General features: G+C 36.3%; 18 protein-coding genes and 2 riboswitches. Of the genes, 15 read left to right on the forward strand and 3 right to left on the reverse strand.

What is annotated here, in order from left to right; genetic code table 11:
* Nucleotides 1-155: 155 nt before the first annotated feature.
* Complete coding sequence (locus BN1242_RS05800) at nucleotides 156-1,205, reverse strand: hypothetical protein (protein WP_062352684.1); 1,050 nt, start codon at nucleotides 1,203-1,205, stop codon at nucleotides 156-158.
* Nucleotides 1,206-1,505: 300 nt separating this feature from the next.
* Between BN1242_RS05800 and BN1242_RS05805 the strand changes: the two genes are divergently transcribed.
* The 6 genes from BN1242_RS05805 to BN1242_RS05830 all read left to right on the forward strand — a co-directional run bounded on the left by BN1242_RS05805 (nucleotide 1,506) and on the right by BN1242_RS05830 (nucleotide 7,997).
* Nucleotides 1,506-2,234 (forward strand): PspA/IM30 family protein, encoded by a 729-nt coding sequence (locus tag BN1242_RS05805; protein ID WP_062352687.1) that lies wholly within the window; start codon nucleotides 1,506-1,508, stop codon nucleotides 2,232-2,234.
* A gap of 287 nt (nucleotides 2,235-2,521) precedes the next feature.
* Nucleotides 2,522-3,550: a TFIIB-type zinc ribbon-containing protein gene (locus tag BN1242_RS05810; protein WP_062352690.1), complete on the forward strand. Its 1,029-nt coding sequence runs from the start codon at nucleotides 2,522-2,524 to the stop codon at nucleotides 3,548-3,550.
* Complete coding sequence (locus BN1242_RS05815; protein ID WP_238985099.1) at nucleotides 3,547-4,350, forward strand: TPM domain-containing protein; 804 nt, start codon at nucleotides 3,547-3,549, stop codon at nucleotides 4,348-4,350. The genes BN1242_RS05810 and BN1242_RS05815 overlap by 4 nt, the downstream gene beginning before the upstream one ends.
* Nucleotides 4,351-4,435: 85 nt before the next feature.
* Nucleotides 4,436-5,470 (forward strand): SPFH domain-containing protein, encoded by a 1,035-nt coding sequence (locus BN1242_RS05820; RefSeq protein ID WP_062352695.1) that lies wholly within the window; start codon nucleotides 4,436-4,438, stop codon nucleotides 5,468-5,470.
* A gap of 158 nt (nucleotides 5,471-5,628) precedes the next feature.
* Nucleotides 5,629-6,015 carry a DUF5412 family protein gene (locus tag BN1242_RS13635; RefSeq protein ID WP_238985100.1) on the forward strand — a complete coding sequence of 129 codons (387 nt, stop codon included), beginning with the start codon at nucleotides 5,629-5,631 and terminating at the stop codon, nucleotides 6,013-6,015.
* Between the two features lie 461 nt (nucleotides 6,016-6,476).
* Nucleotides 6,477-7,997, forward strand: a complete 1,521-nt coding sequence (locus BN1242_RS05830; protein WP_062352701.1) for a PGAP1-like alpha/beta domain-containing protein — start codon at nucleotides 6,477-6,479, stop codon at nucleotides 7,995-7,997.
* Nucleotides 7,998-8,299: 302 nt separating this feature from the next.
* Here BN1242_RS05830 and BN1242_RS05835 read toward each other — a convergent pair whose 3' ends face one another.
* On the reverse strand, nucleotides 8,300-9,217 hold the full coding sequence (locus BN1242_RS05835; RefSeq protein ID WP_062352704.1) for a DUF7916 family protein: 918 nt from the start codon (nucleotides 9,215-9,217) through the stop codon (nucleotides 8,300-8,302).
* Between the two features lie 291 nt (nucleotides 9,218-9,508).
* On the opposite strand from BN1242_RS05835, the gene BN1242_RS05840 reads away from it, so the two are divergent.
* From BN1242_RS05840 to ptsG, 7 genes are all read left to right on the forward strand, one after another.
* Nucleotides 9,509-10,468 (forward strand): AAA family ATPase, encoded by a 960-nt coding sequence (locus tag BN1242_RS05840; protein ID WP_062352707.1) that lies wholly within the window; start codon nucleotides 9,509-9,511, stop codon nucleotides 10,466-10,468.
* Nucleotides 10,465-11,679 (forward strand): DUF58 domain-containing protein, encoded by a 1,215-nt coding sequence (locus BN1242_RS05845; RefSeq protein WP_062352710.1) that lies wholly within the window; start codon nucleotides 10,465-10,467, stop codon nucleotides 11,677-11,679. Before BN1242_RS05840 ends, BN1242_RS05845 begins: the two co-directional genes overlap by 4 nt.
* On the forward strand, nucleotides 11,676-13,877 hold the full coding sequence (locus tag BN1242_RS05850; RefSeq protein WP_062352713.1) for a DUF4129 domain-containing transglutaminase family protein: 2,202 nt from the start codon (nucleotides 11,676-11,678) through the stop codon (nucleotides 13,875-13,877). The genes BN1242_RS05845 and BN1242_RS05850 overlap by 4 nt, the downstream gene beginning before the upstream one ends.
* A gap of 206 nt (nucleotides 13,878-14,083) precedes the next feature.
* Nucleotides 14,084-14,185: riboswitch (purine riboswitch) on the forward strand.
* 118 nt (nucleotides 14,186-14,303) lie between these two features.
* Entirely contained in the window at nucleotides 14,304-15,851 is a 1,548-nt protein-coding gene (gene guaA, locus BN1242_RS05855; RefSeq protein WP_062353238.1) for a glutamine-hydrolyzing GMP synthase, read from the forward strand.
* 124 nt (nucleotides 15,852-15,975) lie between these two features.
* Nucleotides 15,976-16,077, forward strand: a riboswitch (purine riboswitch).
* Nucleotides 16,078-16,259: 182 nt separating this feature from the next.
* Nucleotides 16,260-17,597, forward strand: a complete 1,338-nt coding sequence (locus BN1242_RS05860) for an NCS2 family permease (protein WP_062352716.1) — start codon at nucleotides 16,260-16,262, stop codon at nucleotides 17,595-17,597.
* A gap of 386 nt (nucleotides 17,598-17,983) precedes the next feature.
* Nucleotides 17,984-18,829: a glucose PTS transporter transcription antiterminator GlcT gene (gene glcT, locus BN1242_RS05865; RefSeq protein WP_062352719.1), complete on the forward strand. Its 846-nt coding sequence runs from the start codon at nucleotides 17,984-17,986 to the stop codon at nucleotides 18,827-18,829.
* 330 nt (nucleotides 18,830-19,159) lie between these two features.
* Nucleotides 19,160-21,223 (forward strand): glucose-specific PTS transporter subunit IIBC, encoded by a 2,064-nt coding sequence (ptsG, locus tag BN1242_RS05870; RefSeq protein ID WP_062352722.1) that lies wholly within the window; start codon nucleotides 19,160-19,162, stop codon nucleotides 21,221-21,223.
* Nucleotides 21,224-21,316: 93 nt separating this feature from the next.
* Here ptsG and BN1242_RS12990 read toward each other — a convergent pair whose 3' ends face one another.
* On the reverse strand, nucleotides 21,317-21,736 hold the full coding sequence (locus tag BN1242_RS12990) for a YgaP family membrane protein (RefSeq protein ID WP_071435467.1): 420 nt from the start codon (nucleotides 21,734-21,736) through the stop codon (nucleotides 21,317-21,319).
* Nucleotides 21,737-21,899: 163 nt separating this feature from the next.
* Between BN1242_RS12990 and BN1242_RS05880 the strand changes: the two genes are divergently transcribed.
* Both BN1242_RS05880 and BN1242_RS05885 read left to right on the forward strand, forming a co-directional pair.
* Nucleotides 21,900-23,639 (forward strand): adenine deaminase C-terminal domain-containing protein, encoded by a 1,740-nt coding sequence (locus tag BN1242_RS05880; protein WP_062352725.1) that lies wholly within the window; start codon nucleotides 21,900-21,902, stop codon nucleotides 23,637-23,639.
* A 43-nt stretch (nucleotides 23,640-23,682) separates the two neighbouring features.
* The gene (locus tag BN1242_RS05885; protein ID WP_087941728.1) at nucleotides 23,683-24,714 is read left to right on the forward strand and encodes a DUF3048 domain-containing protein; all 1,032 of its coding nucleotides are present in this window, start codon (nucleotides 23,683-23,685) and stop codon (nucleotides 24,712-24,714) included.
* Nucleotides 24,715-24,767 lie beyond the last annotated feature (53 nt).

Below are 24,767 nucleotides of genomic sequence, written 5' to 3' on the forward strand. Positions count from 1 at the left end.
AAATTTAGGTTATTGTTGGAGAGAAATTGAAAAGGGCTCGGGTAAAGGAAGCTTCCTACTTCACGAGCCTCTTCTGAGGGTAAGTTAAACGCAAGGTTTATAGGATTTAGATGTTTTATCCTCATTTGGTTAAACTAATATTAATCCCGAAGTAATCAAAAAATTAATGTTGCAACAGTCTTGTTTGTAATGTCAAAGTTATCCGATTTTGCAAGAGAAAAGTTAAATCCTACAGCAGGACTAGTAGTGACACCAAATCCAAATGATGGTTTTATTTTTGTTGTAGCATGAGCATACCGCCCATAAGCATCAATTCGTGCAGGGCTTGTTATTGTTTTTCCAACTGAATAGTACATATATAAGTCTAAAGATGATACTTTATAGCCTATATATCCTAATCCAGCTACGATAGCATAATCATCGTTTTTTAAATTCATTTTAACTGAAAAACCCTCCATACCGAGGTTCCAGTACGACGCATCCTTTGAAGTGCTATAAACTGCAGAACCAGTGGAAAATGTATTATCATATAAATCATGTAATTTCCATGTTTGCTTTCCGTATTCTGAACCTTTATTACCTGCCCAATTATGATTTAAAGCTACACCTATCACATCATAACTGCGATTTTTGGGCATTATAGACCAATTGCAATTATTTTTTACCCTAAAAGTGGAATTAGACAATTTATTTACACTAGTTGTTACTGTCTTATACGAAGTTGTATAAGAGTCTGTGGCAAAAGGGGAAATAATATTCGTTTCAGCTAGTTTTTCCTTCGCCAAACGCACCTCTTTTTCAAAATCCTCTTTCGTCATTTCTATTGAACCAATAACCTCTGTATTTTGTTCCATTATATCCTTAGCAGATTTTCTATCGTTGTTTGCAAGAAAAGAATCAGGAAGCAGACTCGAATCTTTTTCAATTGTTTTAATATACACTGTATCTGTGACGAGGAGTTCACCAGTTAGATTTTCATTTAACTCGTACTCTTCCAAATCCATGTTCATTATTTCGTTATCTAGAAAGCCTAATCCTAACAATCTCTCATAGTCTTCTGCTGAGATAGAAATATGATGATTATTTACTATAGCTTGATGTTCGATTTCACTAGCAAATGCCTTAGACTGATCAAAAAATGCAACGGATAAAATGATACCGCCAATTAATAGAAGCGCTTTCAGGGGATTTATTTTGGAAATCATGTAAATTTTCCTCCCTTAATCATATTTTTCCCCTATAAAATCGCAAAACTTACTCTCATCCTAATCATAGAACTATTGGTTATTTTAGGCAATAGTTTAGTGTAATTTTTTTACATTTTTTTGAAGTATTCGACTGAATTTACTTTGGATAATTAAAAAATACGAAGGATAAAAGTTTTTTAACCGATTGCTGTTCTTGACTATATCTAAACTGACTAACCGCTAATTTTTTTTTGAAACCTTTTATAGTCGAGATTAGTATATAATAATGTCAATTATAATTTGAAAGGGGATAGGAAAATGGGAATTTTAGCAAGGTTTAAGGATATTATGGCAAGCAATATACATGCACTACTTGATAAAGCGGAAGATCCAGAAAAAATGGTTGACCAATATTTACGGAACTTGAATAGTGATTTAGGAAAAGTAAAAGCAGAAACTGCATCGATTATGGCGGAAGAACAGCGTGCAAAAAGGGCTTTAGAAGAGTGTCAAAGTGAAGTGGAAAAAATGGAAGGTTATGCAATAAAGGCACTAACTGCGGGAAATGAAGCAGATGCAAGGAAGTTTTTGGAAAGAAAGGCTGTATATGCACAAAAAGAAGCTGACTTACAAACTGCTTACGAACTAGCGGCCAATAATGCGAAACAAATGCGCCAAATGCATGATAAATTAGTTGCTGATATAAATGAATTGGAATCACGTCGGGCAATGATAAAAGGGAAGGCTGCTATTGCAAAAACCCAGCAAAGAATGAATAAAATTGGTTCTTCCATTTCTGGTGCGAATCAATCGATTTCTGCCTTTAGTCGAATGGAAGAAAAAGTGAATAGACAATTAGATGAAGCGAAGGCCATGGCGGAATTGAATAGCAGTCCGGTTGATGAAATGAAAGATCTAACAGCAAAATATGAAAGTCATATTAATGTCGATAATGAATTGGAACAGCTAAAAGCAAAAATAAATGGTGATTCAAAAATAGATGATGAACTGGCGGCATTAAAAGAAAAAATGAAGAATAACGAATAATGCACTCGTTGTCAATTTGCATAAGAGTTAAAAATTCCACATATTGCTGTAGCTATTGCTACGGCTTTTTTGCAGAAAAATTCGGAAGCGGGTTATCGGTGGTATATTATTAAGTAAGTCCTTTAAACGAATATGAAAATCCCTAGGTCGCCGTTGTGTGAAAGGATGAAGCTGAAATAAACTTCAACGATAATTATCTTTTATTCTACGAAAGGAATGAAAGAGGCAACACTGAAAAAAAGAAAATTAGTTGATGGAATAATAGAATTTAACTGGGGGTGATTACATTGGTTATTCATTACAAATGCCCGGATTGTGGTGCGGATATGGCTTTTGATAGTGAGTCAGGCACTTTGTTATGTTCCAGTTGTGGCAGACAGGATAAGATAGAAGATTTTTCCGAGGATCATATAAGTGCACAATTTTCTGAGGATGAAGCGAAGGAATATCATTGTAATAACTGTGGTGCTACATTAATTACTGATGCGGATACAACCGCGACTACGTGCAGCTTTTGTGGGGCGGGTGTAGTACTTTCTGACCGATTATCAGGAGTACTCGCGCCAACGAAGGTTATCCCATTTACTGTAAGTCGTGAAGAAGCGGTGCAAGCTTTTAAAAAATGGTGCAAAAATGGGCGGCTCACTCCGAAAGATTTCATGACTGCAGACCGGATAAAAAGTATTACAGGTATGTATGTGCCATTTTGGTTTTACGATTTAAATAGTAAAGTTGAAATATCGGGAATTGGAACGAAGGTAAGAAAATATACCCGTGGTGATTATATTTATACAGAAACAAAATACTATGACGTGTATCGGAATATTAATTTAGATTATGTAAAAGTTCCGGTAGACGCTTCGGAAAAAATGAATGATGAATTAATGGACAAAATTGAACCATACAATTATGATCAGCTGAATAATTTTAAAACGGCTTATTTAGCCGGATATATTGCAGAAAAATATAATTATGATTCTAATCAGCTTTTGCCAAGAGCAAAGGCAAAGATTGATAGATATATTGAGTCATTCATTAAAGGAACTGTTTCTGAATATGTGACGGTAAATTATAAACAAAAAGATATTCGTACGAATCAACGGCGAAGTTATTATGTACTACTCCCAGTTTGGATGGTCAGTTATGACTTTAAACGGTCGGAATATATTTTTGCGATGAATGGCCAGACGGGTAAAGTCGTGGGGAAAGTACCGATTAGTTATGGAAAAGTGGCAGCATGGTTTGGTGGAATTGCTGGTACTACTTTCCTTACACTGAAAATAGTCTCCCTATTATTAGGGGGTGGTTTTTGGTGAGATGGAGAAGTATATTGTATATGTGTTTCATCGCTATTATCGCCATTTCTTTTCTTTTGCCATTCTCTAGTATTGCCAGTGCCGAAACACCGTCAAAACAGCGAGTGTATGATTTTGCAGAAATTTTAACTTCAGCAGAGAAACAACAGTTGGAGGAATTAGCAGAACAACGTAGTGTGGAGCGGGAAACAGACTTTATTATTTTAACAACGAAAGAAAAAGGACCAGGCCGTGATGTTAAAAAGTTTATGCAAGATTTTTATGATGAAAAAGGTCTCGGTTTTGATAAAAGACACGGTAATGCAGCCATTATCACGATTGATATAGAAGATCCATTAAATAGAGAGGTATATTTAGCTGGATTTTATAAAGGAGAAAAATATTTAAACGATAAACGACTTGATTTAATTAATGATCAAATTGTTCCATATTTAAGCGCAGGTCAATATTATGAAGCGTTCGAAACATTTATTGAGACTGCTAACGAATATATGGGTATTGCCTATTGGATAAGTCCAAATAGTGTTCTTTTTGAATGGTGGTTCCAGTTGGCTGTCTCTGTAGGGTTAGCAGCGATCATAGTCGGAATTATGCTATCAAATTCAGGTGGAAAAGTGACTGTGAACGAAAGGACGTACCGTGATACGAATACTTCAAAGGTATTGAGCAGACGAGATCAATATATCCGAACGACTGTAACGAAAGTGAGAAAGCCAACGAATAATAACCGCAGTGGTGGCGGCGGTGGTGGGTTTACATCTGGCGGTCACTCCCATAGCGGGAGCAAGCGAAGTTTTTAAGTTTTATGGTATATAAGAAAAACTGAAATAATACAACAAAAGCTAGTTTTTCGTGATTAACAGATTTATTAAGGAGTGATAATAGATGGCATTTTTTCGCAATCAATTTGCCAATGTGGTTGAGTGGGAAGAATTTCGCACCGATATGATTTTTTGGAAATGGAGTAATAAAGAAATAAAGAAGGGCAGTAAATTAATTATTCGCCCAGGTCAAGATGCGATATTTTTATATAACGGGAAAATTGAGGGGATATTTACGGACGAAGGAGAGTACAATATCGAATCGGAAATTATCCCGTTTTTATCGACATTAAAAGGGTTTAAATTTGGGTTTAATAGCGGCATGCGCGTGGAAGTGTTATTCGTTAATACGAAGGAATTTACAGTGAAATGGGGCACGAAAAATGCGATTAACATACCTACCCCAGGGTTGCCTGGTGGAATACCTATTCGGGCAAACGGAACTTTTCAATTTAAAGTGAATGACTACATTGCTTTAATTGACCAAATTGCCGGGGTGAAAAGTTCCTATTTAGTTGATGATGTGAAATTGCGGATTACTTCCATCTTGGATCAGCTATTAATGAAGTGGATTACCCGTGAAGGGAGAGATATGTTCAATCTTCAAGCAAATGCTTATGAAATTGCAAAAGGGATTAGAGAGGATTTGGATATGGAAATCATTCATAGTGGGATGACAATTACCGGTTTCCAAGTCATGAGCTTTAATTATCCAGAAGAAATTCAAAAGATGATCACTAAAACTGCCTCCCATGGAATGATTGGTGATATGGCTCGATACCAACAAGTCTCGATGACCGATGGGATTGCATCGGGTAATGTAAAAGGTGGCGGGCTTGCTTCTGACATGGCCGGTATGATGGTCGGGATGAATATGGTCGGTGAGATGATGAAAAATATGAACCAACAAGGTGGCGGAACTCAAGCTGGATCAAAGGGTACTGCACAAAGTCACCAAACAGTTCCTGCTGACAAAAATAGTGAAAACGCCCAGCAGACAAATGATGGTGTAAAGAAAAAACCGAATTTCTGTCCGAATTGTGGAGAAAAGACTACAGGGGCCAACTTCTGTCCGAACTGTGGACAAAAACTAATTTAAAATTTACTGTTAATACGTTAGGGACACGTTAAAATTATCACTGGAAGGAAAATAAAATTGGTCAACTAAAAAATATGAAAAAGGGGTAATTATGGGGGGGAAATCATATATTTTAAAAATTTTATTAATCGCTTTATTAGTGGTACCCCCTTATTTTTATTGGATTAGTTGTATATAAAAATTACTTTTTTACATTTAATAATCTTAAAGGTGGATTCTACAAAGGACCTCTTATTTCTCCGACAAAGGAGTATACTGCCAATGCGTACTACAAGGTCTATGGTGGTGCAGCTGGAGGGGTAATTATATGGGAAAATGTAACTTACAATAACGATGAAAATAATGTGCAAACTATCTATTATAGTGAAGCAAAAAGTAACTTTTCTATGGAATGGATAGATAAAAATACCTTGTTCATCCAAAACGAAGAGCCACGATACCTAAATTCAAATAGAAGCGTAAGATTGGAAATTGGAAAAGAAATTTATCATGAAACGGGATTGGCTTGTAAAAGTTGGCTAGTGAAAAAAATTGAAAATTCTTAAGTGTAATCAAGCAATAAAACGACCTCATTTTGAGGTTTTTTTATTTTTCCCTTAAATTGCTTGGATTATAAGAGATATATTTTGCTTTTGATTGAAAGTATCTATTTTTAGCATTATTAACTAACATCTGTATTTCTCTATTGGATACCGTGTCTACATGGCTTTTTTATTTTTTTCAATGAACCCAGTGAATTTAGAGGTGCAACTGAATCGGTTCGAGGCGTGCTTCCCTCAAGTAGACACATTATTCATACTAAATAAACGCAAAACCGAATGCTTCAAAAACGAAACACAGTTAACTAAAATAGCCCCTATGAAACTTCAAAAAATTAGTCCTATCTTCCCAGCAAGTATTCATTAACTTCACATATAGTTTAATAAGGTATGTCGCGACTGATAATGAATAGCACAATCAATGATTGTTAGCACTTTCCATTTTTCATGCAGAGAGGAGAAATTAAATGGTAAAACGTATTAGTCTTATGTTGTTCGCATTTTTATTAGTTTTGCCGTTACAGACGTTTGCAGGGTCTTTAGGAAAGGGGGAGCCTTCGACCAATCCAGGAGAATGGTTTGTTGGACCAACCCCGTCCTACATTGACCCAAATAAAGCGCCAATTGTTTTTGTTCACGGGTTGAATAGTTCTTCTTCGACATGGCGGGATAATAATGATATGGATGAAGTCGCCTATCAAAATGGCTACGAAACAGCATTCATTAACTTGTACCCAACGAAAAACATGTGGGATAACGGACAACTACTAGCGACTAAGTTGCGGGAAATTTACAACCATTTCGGCGGGAAAAAACTAGTCGTTGTTGCTCATAGTAAAGGGGGACTAGATACTCAGTCTGCCCTCGTTCATTACAATGCCCACACATATGTCAAACGGGTAATTACACTCGGTTCGCCTCATCACGGCTCACAAGTGGCAAATTTAGCTTATTCCTCATGGGCTGGTTGGATGGCATCACTACTTGGCAGTAAAAATGATGCAACCTTTTCCTTACAGACGAGTTACATGACAAATTTCCGAAACGAAACAGATAGCCATGCAAATGCGAGAAAGGTGCCATTTTACACACTAGCTGGTACTAAATGGGGTTCATTTGGAAGTGCGTTATATTGGGGTGGCTTATATTTAAGTCAATATGGGCAAAATGACGGTCTTGTCACAGTGGCTAGTTCAAGATTACCTTATGGGACAGAATTAAGAGTGGGCAGTTGGAACCATACAACGATCAAAGAAGGTAGTTCGACTTTTTCCATTTTCGCTCCATATTTGCGGTTAAACTCAACCGATGCAGTATCAAAAATTGAAAGGAAACAGGAGGAAAAAATGATTTCAGCATACTATCGTGGCGGAAATTATCAACAGTCGGTAAAAGAGACATTTTTTGTAGAAGATGGTGTAAATGAAATGACGGTTGATTGGATGAGTGAACGAGAAAAATCGAATCTTACATTAGTTGATCCGAATGGGAAAGAGTATTCCACTTTTACAACAGCCGAAGATGCTACTGATGTGTTTCAAGGAAGCTATCATCATATGATAAATATTCAAAATCCGGCAGCGGGTCCATGGACGATTGTAGCTAATAATGAAAAAGAACATTATTTTTTAAGCGTTATTTTTGATAGTGCCACTAACCATTCTTTAGACGTTGAAGTGAAAACAGATAAAGACATTCAAGTTATTTTTAATGAAAAAAATCAATTGTTAAATAAGGCAGGATTATCTGCAACCGTGCAAGTAGAGTTTATGGATATGAAAGCAAATCAAGTAAAACGGTTAAAAGCAGCGGCGAATGATTTATCTAATGCTTTAACTATTAATAGTTTAGGAGAAGGAATTTATAATATAACGATTGATATTCAAGGAAAAACGATTTCCGGGAAAGAGTTCAACCGTACTATTATTCAATCAGTCTATGTTCCAGCAACGAATACCACTCGTACGGGAATGGGTTTATTCAATTAGCAGCTAATCCAGTCTTTGATTCAAGTAAATTGGAGGGACTTATCTAAATCATCTCGTTCTTGTTCGCAAAAAAGTGCTTAAAAAAACGATTGCTTCAAAAATTAATATCAGTGGGGTACGATCACATACAGCTCAACTAGATTGACTGGAACGTCCCCACTGATGGGTGTTTTTTGTGAGAGAAATTCGGAATTAGGATGACCGAATTAGTCGTTGAATACTTTACAAGTTTCTAAAAAACGATTTGTAGCTTAAGACGAGCTTGTTTGAGCGATGACATAAGTAAATTTTCAGTGTAAGTTTTAACGTAAAATGGATGCAGCCATTCTTCTATATGTATGCCGTCTGCCACGAATTGCTATAGAATAGGTCATAATATTTTCTGGGACAGCAATACCAGTAAAACCAGCATCCCCAATATGATGTAGATCTGCTCCTGCCATTTTATTGTATAAAGCAATTTGTTGAATCGTTTCTCTTTCTGCCCCCTCTTGGCTAGTTCCGATAGTTGTTAGTGTAAGTGCTCCAAGATTTTGCGCCGTTTCAATTAATTCGGTTGTTTTTTCTAAAGTAGCTCCTGGCACTGTACCGACCCCTGGAACTAAAATAATATCAGCCCCTGCTTGAACGAAGCTTGCGACGATTTCCTTAGATACGATTTTTCCGCTCGCTTCTCCTTTCACTCCTGCTCCGTGCATTTTCCCTGCAATAATCAAGCCATCGTCATGAAATACATCGCGCGCATTTTTTATCGCGGTGACAATTTCGTCGTTCGTTACGCCAGTTTTAGGATTTCCCGTTAGGCAAACAAAGTCAACTCCTAATTCTTTCGCCTTTGCCAATGATTCCTTCGTCGCTAATCTTCCAACCGGCAAAGACTCCAAAGTTTCTGCGGCACGTGCATGAATATCCACTGGTTCTAAGTTAATCCCTACTGGACGACCAAGAAGTTCTTTTAGTCGTTTTATTAAATTTTCCCCAGCAACATTTACTAAACCTTCTACTTTTGGGTTATTGACATCAAAGAAGTTTAATAAAATCATATCGGCACCAAATGCAGCAGCATATTCCGCATTTGTTAAACCAGGGTAAAGTGGTGTTGCAGTAACAACCACTTCAGCGATAATGGTTCTCCCTTCCGCCGCTTCAATCGATTGTTTTAAATCTGTTCCTGACATTGCCCGAAAATCCGTAGCGGTACAGTCTAATATTCTTTTCATTAAAAATACTCCTTTCGTGTAATATTCATATCATTTACATGTTAAAGTTAAACAAAGCAGGTAAATTGTTGTAATTGAATATATGCACATAGTCCGTGATGAATTCTTGTTATAAACTTCACTTATATTTTACCATTGTCTATCAAAAAAATAGTTTAGATTTTTTCAACATCGTTACAAAATCATGTATAATTTAAATAATCTAGTAATTCTTGATATAAAAGATAGTGGCAGGTATTTAAGTATTTTTCTCGAATAAATAAGTATAGTTAGTCCAACTGGAGGGGTTTGATGATAACAGAAACTTTACAGCCAAAAGTAGCAAAGGTAATGGAAAATATTGAAAAAGTAATGATCGGAAAAAGAAGGGAAGCAGTGCTTAGTTTGACAGCTCTCCTCGCTGGTGGTCATGTTCTCCTAGAAGATGTTCCAGGTGTCGGAAAAACAATGTTAGTAAAGACAATTGCCAAGTCAGTCAGTTCGAGCTTTAAGCGAATTCAATTTACACCAGATTTATTACCTTCCGATGTATTAGGAGTATCTATATATAACCCAAAGGCAATGGAATTTGAATTTCGCCCTGGACCAATAATGGGAAATATTATTTTGGCGGATGAGATTAATCGTACGTCACCTAAAACACAATCTGCTTTACTAGAAGGAATGGAAGAAGGAAGTGTTACAATCGATGGCTATACGTACAAACTGCCACAACCTTTTTTCGTTATGGCTACGCAAAACCCTATCGAATATGAAGGAACCTATCCTCTCCCAGAAGCACAATTAGATAGATTTTTATTAAAGATGAAGATGGGTTATCCAACTGCTGAAGAAGAAATGGAAGTATTAACGAGACAAGAAAAGGTAGCGCCTATTGAAAGCTTGGATTCGGTTATTACAACGGAGGAATTAATAGAGATACAAAATCAAGTGAAAAATGTGTTTGTCGATGCTTCCATTAAAGAATATATTATTGCAATAGTTCGAGAAACTCGTAACCATCCGCAAGTATATTTAGGGGTTAGTCCTCGTGGTTCCATTGCATTAATGAAAGCGGCACAAAGTTATGCCTTCTTACACAATCGGGACTTCGTTATTCCTGATGATATCCAATTTTTAGCACCGTATATTTTTGCCCATCGGGTTATTTTAAGATCCGAAGCAAAATATGAAGGTATATCAGCAGAAGAATTGATTTATTCCATATTAACACAAGTTCAAGTTCCAATTAAGAGGTATGTAAAAGGATGAAAAGAGTAAAACGGGAAGCCACAAAAGTTTTCAAATACATTTTGCTGATTATCCTTATTACTGCTAGTTTTGCTTATGCAATGTTTCAAGGAGGCTTTGTTAGTTGGTTTTTGTTTGCGAGTTTTATTCCTTTTTCCTGTTATGCACTCTGCCTTAGTTTTTATCCTCTGAAAAAATTAAAAGTGGAGAGAATGTTAAAACAGACAGAATATAATGCTGGAGAGAAAATTTCTGTTCAGTTGAAAATTTCACGAAATAACAGCTTTCCAATTCTGTTTCTTATTTTAGAAGATAAAGTTTCCGATAAACTGTTGAGGCGAACGAGTCGGAAATATAAGTTTTTGTTATTTCTTAATTTTAAGCGGGAAATCATTCATGAATACACGATTGAAAAAATACCCCGTGGAGAATATGTGTTTTATGGATGTTCGATTAAGACAGGTGACTTATTTAGCTTAGTTGAAAAGTCGGCCTTTTTTGAATGTAAGCAACGGATTTTAGTGTATCCAGCGGCGGAGGATTTACATTACCAACCGTTTGAGGCACAATTTGATCACGGAATGACAGCTACAAAAGATAAAGTTCAACGTGATTCAACGATGGCGATAAGTTTAAGAGAATATGAACCAGGGGATCGGTTTTCTTGGATTAACTGGAAAGCAAGTGCTAGGAAAAATGAGCTGATGACTAAGGAGTTTGAACAAAGGCAATCACATGATATTATCTTAGCTTTGGACCGGACACCAAATGGCTCTTTTGATGTGGCAGTCAATTTTTCAGCGTCCGTTATTCAAGCAGTATTGAAAAAAGGAGCACAAATCGGTTTATACTCTTCAGGCGCTTCAGAAGATTATTTTCCAATAAAACGGGGGGCATTTCAACAACGCACATTACAATATTTTTTAGCAAAAGTTGAGGATGATGCGGAAATACCTTTTGCAAAAATATTGCAATCAGAAAGACGGCTTTTTCATAAAAATTTATCTACTTTTATTATATTAACCGAAATTTCCAATGAAGTAGTGGAGACGTTAAGTAAGGTAGTATTGAATAAAAATAGTACAGCAATTTTTTTAATAAAACGAAAGAATGTTCGAGTGACTGAAAAAGAATATGCAATATTACAATTAGCTCGGCAAAGGGGTTTTATCGCGAAAATAATTTTTGAAGGTGAATTCCAGCAAGCCTTTGTAAGGGGTGAGCAAAGGTGACAACGATTAAAACTAGAAGTGTCGAATCTTTTATATTACATTTCATCGGGTTTATGCTCCTATGGGAATGGCTACGGCCAATAACTCATTTTGGAGATGTATCAAGGGTAGGGGTTTTTCTTTTTTTTCTTGCCCTTTCCTTTCTATTAAATTATTTAAATGTGAAATGGTATATTAGTTTCACTATTAAGACCTTTTATATTGTCGTAGTATTGAATATTTTCTATTTGCAAATCTCCTTTTTCAAACTCAATTTTCTTTTGGAATTATGGAAAGACTTTATTTTTAATATAAGAGCGATGATACAGGCCGATTGGATGAGCATGACAGATTTATTTCGGACGAGTATATTTTTTGTGCTAATTTGGTCGCTCGTTTATTTATTTTGCTACTGGCTCATTGTTCGAAAAAATATTCTTTTTTTCTTTACTATGACGATAATCTATATTACTTTAGTTGACACATTTACTGCATATGATGGAAAGTTTGCTATTGTAAGAACACTGATATTCGGTTTTGCAACAATTGGAATGCTCGGGTTATACCAGATTTCAGACAAAGAAGATATTCAAATGACGAATTATTTCAAAAGGAAATGGCTTATTCCTGTAGCATCTTTTTTAGCTATCAGTATGTTTTTTGGTGCAGTTGTACCAAAAGCTAGTCCAAAGTGGCCGGATCCTTTTCCATTTTTGGAAGGTTATGTCCAAGGAGAAGGTAGCGGTGGTGGTGGCATCGGTTTAGGTGGAATTAGTAAAATTGGGTATGATGAAGATGATTCACAACTAGGTGGTCCATTTATTCATGATGAATCGCTTGTGTTTATAGGGAAATCCGAAAGTGAACATTATTGGCGCGTAGAAACGAAGGACACGTATACGGGTAAAGGCTGGGAGCTATCCCAAGCAGATAATATGGTTTTGCATGATGGAAGTTCAGGAAGTTTCCTGTATGCAGCTGAACAAGAATTTTTAAATGAGAATTTATCGCATGCAGAGGTGTCGTTTCTAGGAAATCAACCACATATTATTTACGCACAAGGGTTGGACAAAATATTTTTTGAAGAAGAAAGTACCGAATTTATGGTAAATACAGTTAATGAAAAGATTTACCAATCATTTTTTGATTCAGCCAGTACGTATTTTCTAACGTATTATGAACCGAATTTTGAAATTAATGCGTTAAAAAAAGTGACGAATAGTAGTGGAGTTGGCGGGGATTTTCTAAACCGTTATACTCAATTGCCGGAAAGTTTACCAGAACGTGTGCATAGTCTAGCAGTTGAATTGACAGATGGATTAACGAACTGGTATGAAAAGGCGCGGGCGATTGAAGATTATTTAAAAGGGCCTAATTTTACGTATGATACGAAAGAAGTAGCTGTTCCAGGTAGAACGGACGATTATGTTGACCAATTTTTGTTTGAAACAATGATTGGTTATTGTGATAATTTTTCCACGTCGATGGTAGTGTTACTTCGCTCGATTAATATTCCGGCGAGATGGGTGAAAGGTTATAATGGCGGTAATCACAAGCTGGATGGCTATTTCGAGATTACGAATAATGATGCCCATTCGTGGGTGGAAGTATTTTTTCCTAGTGTAGGCTGGGTTCCATTTGAGCCAACGAAGGGATTTACCAATTTAACTAATTTCTATCTTGATATTGAAAATGATACTTCAGAAGAAAAACCGATTAATCAAGAGGAAAGTCCGGAACAATCGCCACAACCTACAAAGCCTGAAATGCCAGAAATTGAGGAAGAACCTGTAAATAGTTCAACTGCTAAAGTTAATCATTCTGTTTTTGTAAACTTCATTAATGAGCAGTTAACATGGATTGTTAGCTCTGTGTTTTTAATAATACTCATCGGCTATTTATTATTCTTTTTTAGAAGGCGCTGGATACCATATTACTTAATATTAAGATACAAGATTACTAACGACTCTAAATCTTTCGGGAAAGCTTATTTAGCACTTGTTAAGCAGCTAAATAGGTATGGCTTTGATATAGAAGCGGGAGAGACGTTACGACATTTTGCTAATAGAGTGGACATGTTTTTTGATTCCTCTGATATGGGAGCATTAACGGCACAATATGAAAGATATTTATACCGAGATGATGTGGTTGTTGCAGAGGGTAATGCGTGGAAGGCGAATTGGGAGCGACTATTGAAAAGAACAGTAGCGAAGCAGTAATAATAATGGGACAACGTCATGTTTGGGGAGTAACGGACGTGCCGGTTGTCCTTAGCTGTGCTCACGTTATTCGTTCTGCAGTTTTAAAATGGAAAATAATTAAAAAGCTGCCTTATAGATAAAAAGTTTGTCGAAAAATTATCTGAACTACTTGACCAACAAAAAAATTCCAGGCAAAATAGGATAATAAGTAATTTCGTATGACGATAAAATACGTATATGTCCTTCGTATATCCTCGATAATATGGATCGAGAGTCTCTACCAAATCACCGTAAATGATTTGACTATGAAGGCAGACTCTTATTTGCCGTATTTGCAAACTAGAATTCTGCCTTTGTAGGGTGGGATTCTAGTTTTTTATTATTACATATTGTGGAAAGGCTAAGGAAGGAAGTTAACATAGTAATGAGGTGATCTTATTGACAATTAGCAATAGTAATAAGCAACAGGAGCAAATAGTCGTCCTAGATTTTGGTAGTCAATATAACCAGCTAATCACGAGAAGAATCCGTGAGCTTGGGGTATATAGTGAGTTACATCCACATACGATTACCGCTTCTGAATTAAAAGAAATTAACGTTAAAGGTATCATTTTTTCTGGTGGTCCGAATAGTGTTTATGATGAGGGAGCATTTTCTTGTGATCCTGCCATTTTTGAATTGCAAGTTCCGATTTTAGGAATTTGTTACGGGATGCAGTTAATGGCGAAACAGTTTGGTGGAAAAGTAGAGAAGGCTGAACAAAGAGAATATGGGAAAACGAATATAGCAATTACTCAAACTAATGCATTATTTACAGGTCTTCCGAAAGATCAAGTAGTTTGGATGAGTCACGGGGATCTTGTAACTGAAGTACCAGCAAATTTTGCTGTGAATGCAACGAGTTCAACGTGCCCTATCTCTGCCATGAGCAATGAGAATGCACAAATGTATGGGGTACAGTTCCACCCTGAAGTATTGCATTCGGAGTTCGGAAATGATTTATTGAAAAACTTTGTCTATCACGTTTGCGGTTGCGGAAAAACGTGGAATATGGAAAACTTTATTGAAATGGAAATAGAACAGATACGATATACAGTAGGCGATAAACAAGTTCTTTGTGCACTAAGTGGCGGTGTAGACTCTTCTGTTGTTGCAACGTTGATCCATAAAGCAATTGGCGACCAATTAACTTGTATGTTTGTCGATCATGGGTTGCTTAGAAAAGGTGAAGCAGAAAGTGTAATGGAAGTTTTCGCGGAAAAATTCCATATGAACGTTATCAAAATAGATGCGCGGGAAAGATTTTTATCTAAGCTAAAAGGTGTTACTGATCCAGAACAGAAACGGAAAATTATCGGCAATGAATTTATTTATGTTTTTGATGATGAAGCTAGCAAATTAAGTGGAATGGAATTTTTAGCACAAGGAACTCTTTATACCGATATTATAGAAAGTGGTACTACGACAGCGCAAACGATTAAATCTCACCATAATGTAGGCGGACTTCCTGAAAATATGAGTTTTAAACTAATCGAACCTTTAAAGACATTGTTTAAAGATGAAGTTCGGGCACTCGGTACTGCACTCGGGATACCTGATGAAATTGTGTGGCGTCAACCGTTTCCTGGACCAGGCCTTGCAATTCGGGTGCTTGGTGAAGTAACAGAGGAAAAATTAGCGATAGTTCGTGAATCTGACTGGATTTTACGGGAAGAAGTAGCTTTGGCAGGGTTGGAGCGAGATATTTGGCAATACTTCACAGTCCTTCCAGGAATTCGAAGTGTGGGAGTAATGGGGGATGCTAGGACATATGATTACACGATTGGGATTCGTGCCGTTACTTCTGTCGATGGAATGACGTCAGACTGGGCAAGAATACCGTGGAACGTCCTAGAAAAAATATCAACAAGAATTGTCAATGAAGTTGCTCATGTCAACCGAGTCGTGTATGACATCACAAGCAAACCACCTGCAACCATTGAGTGGGAATAAAGGGCTACCTTTAATGGTTAAAAATATTATGAATTATCGAGGAGAGTCCCCGAACATTATACTTTTAATATAAAATAATATTCGTGTTTTTCTTGACGCTTCGTGTTTTTCTTGGTATGATAATGAAGAAATTAAATATTGCTCTCGTATAATCTTGGGAATATGGCCCAAAAGTTTCTACCAAGCTACCGTAAATAGCTTGACTACGAGGTTATGATTTTATGGTGGATATTGTTGTTAGAGTTTTGAACGCTATTTGACGTTCTTTCGCCTAATATATCCCTATAAATTCCATATACCTTTCGTCAAGCTCCGGTTAGCCGGAGCTTTTTGTGTTTCTGTTGATCGACAGATGAGAGCTATAACAAACTACTTACATTAAAATGAAAGGTAAGGGGAAATGGAACGATGAAAAAGTATTTTCAATTTGAAGAATTAGGCACAAACTATCGTCGTGAATTTATTGGGGGCTTAACTACATTTTTATCTATGGCTTACATTTTAGTTGTTAATCCACTTATGCTTTCACTTTCCGGTGTGGAAGGTGGAGAAAGTTTAGGTATGGATTACGGGGCAGTATTTGTTGCCACTGCAATAGCGGCTGCCATTGGTTCACTATTAATGGGAGTGTTCGCTAAACTTCCAGTTGCCCTCGCTCCAGGAATGGGTTTAAATGCATTTTTTGCCTTTGGTGTCGTTATTGGGATGGGGATTCCTTGGCAACATGCATTAACAGGAGTGTTATTCTCTGGTCTTATTTTTGTAATTTTATCAATTTCTGGTTTAAGAGAAAAAATTATTAACTCCATTCCTGCCGAATTAAAGTATGCCGTTGGTGCTGGTATCGGTTTATTTATTACATTTGTTGGATTTCAAAACGCAGGCATTATCGTTAATAGTGATTCAACATTAGTCACAATTGGGGATTTAACCCATGGCAATACGCTACTAGCAATCTTTGGTATTTTCGTTACTGTGATTTTAATGACTCGAAAAGTAAAAGGTGCTATTTTTATCGGAATGGTTATTACATCAGTTGTCGGAATGTTTGCTAACTTAATAGAATTACCAAAAAAAGTCATTGATATAGCGAACATGCCAAGCATTGCTCCGACATTCGGAGCGGCATTGGAGCCGATTTTCCAAACACCTGGGGAGATTTTCACTTTAAATATGCTCGTCGTTGTTCTTACTTTTCTATTTGTTGACTTTTTTGATACAGCTGGAACTTTAGTTGCTGTCACAAGCCAAGCTGGTCTATTAAAAAATAACAAGATCCCTAGAGTAGGGAAGGCTTTATTAGCAGATTCGTTAGCAACGGTTAGTGGTGCCATTCTCGGTACGTCAACAACAACTTCTTACGTGGAATCGACAGCAGGGGTAGCTGCCGGAGCACGTTCTGGTTTTGCATCGGTTGTAACGGCTGGACTATTTCTATTATCGATTATTTTCTTCCCAGTTCTTTCGGTAATTACCGCACCTGTTACCGCACCAGCACTAATTATTGTCGGTGTATTAATGGTATCATCGCTAGGGAAAATCGAATGGGATCGTTTTGAAATTGCTTTACCAGCGTTTTTAACTATTATCGCTATGCCACTAGCTTATAGTATTGCAACAGGGATTGCGATTGGTTTTATCTTTTATCCATTAACAATGGTTTTAACAGGGAAAGCGAAACAAGTGCATCCAGTAATGTATGGACTATTCGTCGTATTTATTTTCTACTTTATATTCTTAGCATAATAAAATTTCATTTATAGAAGGGCATCCAACTAGTCTTGTAACAGACAGATGGATGTCCTTTTTTTATTGTCAATAAAAATGTCTATTGCAATTGCTGGAAGAGTATCTTATAAGGCGATAAAGCAACTCACAAACTAGAAAATTCCTATGTTTTGTTCTCTAGTAAAGGCTAAATATGGGAGAAAATTAATTTCTTACCACAATTATTGACCAATTCCATCCTAGAAAAATGAATATATATGAAATGAAACTAGAAATGTTTAACATTGATTTTTTACTTATAAACTTATAATATATCATTATTGTCTTCAAACATGAGGTTTAGTTGAAAACGTTCCAAAAACGATGGGATTTAGAAAATTGTACTAGAAAAGGTGCACTATAGTATGGAAAATTATGTTGTCAAAAAGGTTTTGAATAATAACGTACTGTTGGCAGAACATGAAAGTGACGGGGAAGTAGTTTTAATTGGGAAAGGTATCGGATTTACTGCGAAAAATGGACAAAAATTACCGTCTCATATTGCAGAGAAAATCTTTGTCTTAAAGGATAAAGAGGAACAAGAACAATATAGAAAATTACTTTCACGAAAAAATGACGTACTATTTGATGCAATCATAGATGCGATGGAATATATACGAACAAAAACCAATTCCTTTTTAGATGGACATTTTCACGTTGCACTAACCGATCATATTATTTTTTCTGTTCACCGCTTTACACACGGGATGGAAATTAAAAATCCATTTTTACTGGAAACTAAAATACTGTATCCTTTTGAATATGAATTGGCAAAAGAAGTATTGCAAATCGTTAACAAAGCCATCAAATTGGAGCTCCCAGAAGATGAAATTGGGTTTGTAGCTTTACACATCCATAGTGCAATGAACAATAAAAAACTAACAGATGTGAACATGCATTCGACATTGATTAGTGAACTTATTTTTATAATTGAAAATGAATTTAATATAGAAATTGATAAATCGGACATTGATTATATGAGACTTGTTCGTCATCTAAGATTTACGATTGAACGTGTGTTAAAGAATGAACAAGTAGCTGAACAAAAAAATCTCGCCAGCTTATTGCAAAAAGAATATCCTATCTGTTACAATCTTTCTTGGAAGCTAATTAAAATTATGCAAAATACGCTTAAAAAACCCGTCTACAATGCGGAAGCCATTTATTTAACGATGCACTTGCAACGACTCCGAAATAGGGGTAACAAATAAATAGTCGTGTAACTGATTCGATCAGGCATGAGGAAGAAGATAAATAAAAACTAACTAGGTGGAAAAACTACCATTGATATAGTTTTTATTTTCTTTTCCCATGCCTTTTTATATTTTATGCAATGTAATAGTGCATTTTTGAGCTTATTGTAGTGCGTACCCGTTACGCGAGCCCGATAGTCGCCAGCATTCCATTTTACGAGAGAGCTAACATTAAAAACCCCTTTCACTACTGGAAAGGAATGGTAAGTGTTACTTGTTTTAAGTAGTTTTAATTAAATTTAGTAACTTCCGAGTTACAAACGATAGAGAGAATTAGGAGGAAACGAAATGTTTAAAAATGCTTTTGGAGTTTTACAAAAAGTTGGTAAAGCGTTAATGTTACCAGTTGCGATTTTGCCAGCTGCAGGTATTCTTCTTGCCATTGGTTCTGCTTTGCAAAACCCAACTTTAACAGATATAGCTCCTTTTTTAACAGCCGATTGGGTCGTGCGTGTTGCAGGTGTTATTGAAGAAGCTGGAGGAATTGTTTTTGATAATTTACCTTTACTATTTGCAGTAGGTTCTGCCATTGGACTAGCTGGTGGAGAAGGGGTCGCTGGTCTTGCGGCAATTGTCGGTTATTTAATAATGAACGTAACGATGGGTGCAGCACTTGGTCTAACCCCGGAATCATTAGAAGGAAGTATGGCTTATGCAAGTGTTCTAGGAATACCGACATTACAAACTGGTGTATTCGGCGGTATTATTGTCGGTTTATTAGCAGCGTATATGTATAATCGTTTTTTTAATATTGAGTTAAAACCATATTTAGGATTTTTTGCTGGGAAGCGGTTCGTTCCAATTGTGACAGCAGCATCATCCGTTGTTCTTGGATTATTGATGATTCTTATTTGGCCTCCAATTCAAAACGGGTTAAATAGCTTTTCTAATTTAATGTTGCATGGAAACTTAACTTTTTCCGCTTTTATCTTTGGACTAATTGAAAGAAGTTTAATTCCATTTGGCTTACATCACATTTTTTATGCACCTTTTTGGTTTGAGTTTGGTTCTTATACAACACTTGCTGGCGACATCGTTCGTGGAGATCAAGCGATATTTATGAAACAAATTCAAGATGGTATAGAAAACTTAACAGCAGGAACATTCATGGTTGGGAAATATCCATTTATGATGTTCGGTCTTCCTGCAGCTGCATTAGCAATTTATCAAGAGGCTAGACCAGAAAAGAAAAAAGTAGTTGGTGGCTTAATGGCATCCGCTGCTTTAACATCATTTTTAACAGGTATTACGGAACCACTTGAATTCTCCTTTTTATTTGTTGCACCGGTATTATTTGGGATTCATGCTATATTTGCTGGTTTATCTTTTATGACAATGCATCTTTTAAATGTAAAAATTGGGATGACATTCTCTGGTGGCTTAATTGATTTTATTTTATTCGGAGTATTGAATCCACAAACTAATTGGTGGTGGGTCATTCCTGTCGGTTTAGTATTTTCTGTCATTTATTACTTCGGTTTCCGCTTTGCGATTCGAAAATTCAACTTAAAAACACCAGGGCGGGAAGTGGAAGAGGAAGGTAAATCTAACGTTGCGGAACAACAAGGTGGAGATCTTGCTACTAACGTTTTAGCCGCAATGGGTGGTAAAGAAAATATTGCCCATTTAGACGCTTGTATTACCCGTCTCCGTGTATCGGTAAATGATGTGAAAAAAGTGGATAAACCGCGTCTTCAGCAATTAGGTGCTGCTGGTGTGTTAGAAGTAGGTAATAATATTCAAGCTATTTTTGGACCGAGGTCGGATGCGATTAAGTCACAAATGAAAGATATTATGGAAGGAAGAGCGCCACAAACTGCTAAAGTCGATGAAGAAGCAGAAGTACAACAACAAATAGAAGAAGTTCAGCCAGAAGTTTTGCAAAATGAAATGAGTCAAAATGAAATAATTGTTGCTCCGCTAAAAGGTACGTTAAAGCCTATTACAGAAGTTCCTGATCAAGTCTTTTCCGGAAAAATGATGGGAGACGGATTTGCTATTGAACCAGAAGAAGGAACGGTTGTTTCACCGGTCAATGGTAAAGTTATTAACGTTTTCCCAACGAAACATGCTATCGGTATTCAATCTGAAGGTGGTAAAGAAATTCTTATTCATTTTGGTATTGATACGGTTAATTTAAAAGGTGAAGGGTTTGAAACATTAATCAAGGAAGGCGAACACGTAAAAGCTGGTCAACCATTATTTCAAGCGGACTTAGATTTTATCAAGAGTAATGTACCATCTACTATTACACCAATCGTCTTCACAAACTTACAAGCTGGAGAGCAAGTAATTATTAAAAAGAACGGAAAAGTAGAGTTAAAAGAAGAAAATATTATCGAAATAAAGTAGTATAGTTAAACGTATTTAAAAAGGCATTGGTTTCACTAAAAAACCAATGCCTCTTTTGCTGACAAACATTGCTGCTGCAAAAATTGCCCTTTATTATCCTTTATTCGTAAAAGTATCAATTAGTTGTTTAATTTGTGGTTCACTTTCATTATTCGTATTGGATTGATTAGCACTCTTATTTCCTTGGTTGCCTCCATTATTTGTTTCTTTATTATTTTTAGCGTCACCTTGATTGTTATCGTGTTTCTTTTGTTCGTTTGAGTTTCCATTGCTACGAATGTTAAGTCCGAATAAGCTATTGCCATTTTCCATTTGCTTTTTCATTACATCCGTTACTGGGCAATATTTGACAATCCCTTCTGCCACTTTCATAGCTCCCATCATTGCCCAAAATAAATAAGAAATTTTTCTCGGTTTTTTTGCTAATTTAGCAGTACTCCAAGACAACATCGTTAATCCTAATGTAATTCGAATTAATGCATTGATGGTTCCGACGTTCTTTTGAATATTCATGAATAAAACCTCCATCGTTAACAGAAATGTCACAAATATTTTATAACTTTAGTGCGCTAAACTGTTATTTGTGGTAATATAATATAAATTGTAAGCGCTTTTACATTATATCCACTATTTTTAAGTGGTTAAATAGAAAGCAATGAATAAAGGGCTGATGAAAATGTTAACTGCAAAGTATAAATGGAGAACGAAACAACTACGGGAACATGTAGAAGTATTAAATGGAAAAAAGTCTCCAACTATTCTGCTTTACAATGCAACCTATTTAAATGGGATATTAAAACGATGGATGAAGGCAAATATTTGGATTTATGAAGACCGGATCATTTATGTTGGTGATAAACTACCAGAACTAGTTGATCCTTCATGCGAAAAAATTGATTGTAGTAATCAATATTTAGTTCCAGGTTATATTGAACCTCATGCCCATCCATTTCAATTATATAATCCCCAAACCTTTGCACAGTATGCATCCTTAACCGGAACAACTACATTAATAAATGATAACTTAACATTAGCATTACTGTTAAAAAATGAAAATGCCTTATCTTTTATTGAAAAAATAAATGATTTACCGGTGACGATGTATTGGTGGTGTCGGTATGATGGGCAAACAGAAATTATCAATGAGGATGCAGTTTTTTCCCATAGTAATGTTAAGTCATGGCTCAGCAATAGTCATGTATTACAAGGTGGAGAATTAACTGGTTGGCCGAAATTATTAGCTGGGGATGATTTGATTCTGCATTGGATTCAAGAAACGAAACGACTTAGGAAGCGGGTGGAGGGTCATTTTCCTGGGGCATCGGAAAAAACACTTGCTAAACTAATGTTACTCGGGGCTGATTCCGACCACGAAGCAATGACAGGCGAAGAAGTAATGAGAAGAATGATGCATGGATATATGGTTTCTTTACGCTACTCATCGATTCGGCCAGATTTGCCGACGATACTAGATGATTTAGCTGAATACCAGTTACCAAATTATGATCAATTCATGTTAACGACAGATGGTTCCCCACCATCCTTTTATGAAAATGGTGTAATGGATCGATTAATTAACCTTGCTATTTCAAAGGGCGTGCCCGCAATCGAAGCGTATCAAATGGCAACAGCTAATCCAGCAAAATATTATCAAATAGATCATTATCATGGCTTCATCACAACAGGTCGAGTAGCAAACATTAACTTTTTAACAGAAAAAGAAAATCCAACGCCAATTTCTGTGTTGGCAAAAGGAAAATGGATAAAACGGGAACATTTCGAACAAGATGAGCAATTAGATTGGCAATCCTTTGGTTTTTCCCCGTTGCAAATAGACTGGGAATTAACGATGAATGATTTGCAGTTTTCTATGCCATTAGGAATAAGGATGGAAAATTCTGTAATTACCAAGCCGTATTCGGTGACGATTGATGCATCTAGAACGGAACTTGACCCGGATATCGATGAAAGTTTCTTTTTATTAATTGATAAACATGGAAAATGGCGGGTAAGTACCATTTTAAAAGGATTTGCTAAAAATGTAAGCGGGTTTGCTTCCTCGTTTTCCAATACGGGTGATATAATTGTCATTGGTAAAAATAAGCAGGCAATGATGGAGGCCTTCAATAAAATGAAGGAACTAGGCGGCGGCATAGTAATGGTAGAGAAGGGGCAATCCATTTTCGAACTACCTCTCCCACTTGGAGGCGTAATTAGTGATTTACCATTTCAGACCTTAATAGAAAAGGAAAAGAAATTAAAACAATTATTAATGGAACGAGGATATTCATTTGCAGATCCAATATATACACTACTATTCTTTTCGTCAACTCATTTACCGTATATTCGAATTACCCAACAAGGTTTATTTGATGTAATGAAAAAAACAGTGTTGATTCCTGCGATAATGCGGTAAAATAAGAAAAGATAGATTTTTGCAACTAGATTGAGGTGTTTTTGTGACGAATAAGTACAAGTTTCTTCTATCCGCTATAGTATTTTTTGTTTTTCTTATTGCTGGTTGTAGTAAAAAGGAAGAAACGGAAAACAAATCTGCAAGTAACGATGACTTGCAACTACAAAGTGAAAAGCAACAAGACATAGAACCAGTAATGTTTCAGTTCCCACTAACAGGGATGGAAACGACAGAACAGTCCGACAATCGGGCAATTAGTGTAATGATCAATAACCATCCTTCGGCACGCCCGCAATCTGGTTTACAAAAAGCGGATATTGTGTATGAAGTGTTAGCAGAGGGCGGCATAACTAGATTGTTAGCAGTATTCCAAAGCGAAATGCCTGAGAAAGTTGGACCAATTCGTAGTGCGAGAGATTATTACATTCAACTTGCCAAAGGATTTAATAGCTTTTATATTTTTCACGGGTGGAGTCCTAGTGCGAAAAAACTAATTGAACAAGGGATTGTCGATTCATTGAATGGATTAACATACGATGGAACATTATTTAAGCGGGCATCGTTCCGGGTCGCTCCGCACAACTCGTATATTACGTATAAAAATATCGTCAAAGGCGCCGGTGAAAAGCAAGTTTCTTTAACAGGAGCACCGAAAGCAAATATTTTCTTAAAGGATAAGGAAGATATTATTGGCGAGGATTTAAATAAAATGACGATATCCTATTCTGACAAAAATTTTGAAGTACAATATGAATATGATCAAACGATAGGAAAATACATCCGGTTTTCTGGAGGAGTACAAACACTCGATTTAGAATCAAAAGACCCGATTGTGTTGGATAACATTTTTATTGTAGAAATGAAACACGGCTTTTTAAAAGACGGTTACCGAAGATGGGTGGACCTTCAATCCGGCGGGAGCGGCTATGCTTTACAAAAAGGAAAATTACTAACAATTGAATGGAAAAATGTAGATGGAAGAATAGTCCCGTATAAAGATGGGAAGCCCCTTCCATATGTTCCTGGAAAAACGTGGGTTAATATTGTACCAAATTTAAATTTGCTAAGCTACTAATATTAACTCATTCATAGTGAACATACATTTGATGAGAAGTTTTGTGAGGAGGA

This window comes from Bacillus kwashiorkori (assembly GCF_001375515.1).
In the GTDB taxonomy this organism is placed as follows: domain Bacteria; phylum Bacillota; class Bacilli; order Bacillales; family Caldibacillaceae; genus Bacillus_BK; species Bacillus_BK kwashiorkori.

Excerpts from the sequence above, each read along its gene's own strand:
- BN1242_RS05820 (WP_062352695.1), top strand. The coding sequence starts at position 4,436 with ATGGCATTTTTTCGCAATCAATTTGCCAATGTGGTTGAGTGGGAAGAA.
- BN1242_RS05860 (WP_062352716.1), top strand. The coding sequence starts at position 16,260 with ATGAAAAAGTATTTTCAATTTGAAGAATTAGGCACAAACTATCGTCGT.
- BN1242_RS12990 (WP_071435467.1), bottom strand. The coding sequence starts at position 21,736 with ATGAATATTCAAAAGAACGTCGGAACCATCAATGCATTAATTCGAATT.
- BN1242_RS05830 (WP_062352701.1), top strand. The coding sequence starts at position 6,477 with ATGGTAAAACGTATTAGTCTTATGTTGTTCGCATTTTTATTAGTTTTG.
- BN1242_RS05845 (WP_062352710.1), top strand. The coding sequence starts at position 10,465 with ATGAAAAGAGTAAAACGGGAAGCCACAAAAGTTTTCAAATACATTTTG.
- BN1242_RS05840 (WP_062352707.1), top strand. The coding sequence starts at position 9,509 with ATGATAACAGAAACTTTACAGCCAAAAGTAGCAAAGGTAATGGAAAAT.
- BN1242_RS05800 (WP_062352684.1), bottom strand. The coding sequence starts at position 1,205 with ATGATTTCCAAAATAAATCCCCTGAAAGCGCTTCTATTAATTGGCGGT.
- BN1242_RS05835 (WP_062352704.1), bottom strand. The coding sequence starts at position 9,217 with ATGAAAAGAATATTAGACTGTACCGCTACGGATTTTCGGGCAATGTCA.
- glcT (WP_062352719.1), top strand. The coding sequence starts at position 17,984 with ATGGAAAATTATGTTGTCAAAAAGGTTTTGAATAATAACGTACTGTTG.
- BN1242_RS05880 (WP_062352725.1), top strand. The coding sequence starts at position 21,900 with ATGTTAACTGCAAAGTATAAATGGAGAACGAAACAACTACGGGAACAT.
- BN1242_RS05805 (WP_062352687.1), top strand. The coding sequence starts at position 1,506 with ATGGGAATTTTAGCAAGGTTTAAGGATATTATGGCAAGCAATATACAT.
- ptsG (WP_062352722.1), top strand. The coding sequence starts at position 19,160 with ATGTTTAAAAATGCTTTTGGAGTTTTACAAAAAGTTGGTAAAGCGTTA.